Here is a 371-nt window from a genome sequence, read left to right on the forward strand (position 1 = left end):
GTTGAGGATGGTGGTGAAGACGTGGTCTCGGTTGGGCCATCGCTCCCCCAGCACGCGCAGCGCCGTGATCCGTACGTAGGTGTCGGTGTCGGTGGTGGCGTTGAGGATGGTGGTGAAGACGTGTTCCTGGTCGGGCCACCGCTCCCCCAGCACGTTCAGCGCAGTTTCCCGTACGTGGGCGTCGGTGTCGGTGGTGGCGTTGAGGATGGTGGTGAAGACGTGTTCCTGGTCGGGCCACCGCTCCCCCAGCACGCGCAGCGCCCAGGCCTGTACGTCGGTGGAGGTGCCGGCGTTGGTGTCGGTGGTGGCGTTGAGGATGGTGGTGAAGACGTGTTCCTGGTCGGGCCACCGCTCCCCCAGCACGTTCAGCG

Annotated in this window: 1 protein-coding gene; it reads right to left on the reverse strand. The window is 66.6% G+C overall.

Features of this window, described 5'->3' with window-relative positions; genetic code table 11:
• Nucleotides 1-371: HEAT repeat domain-containing protein (locus Q0994_RS33960; protein WP_299542597.1), on the reverse strand; the 371-nt coding region annotated here is incomplete at both ends.

Source organism: uncultured Streptomyces sp., from assembly GCF_947488945.1.
GTDB lineage: Bacteria > Actinomycetota > Actinomycetes > Streptomycetales > Streptomycetaceae > Streptomyces.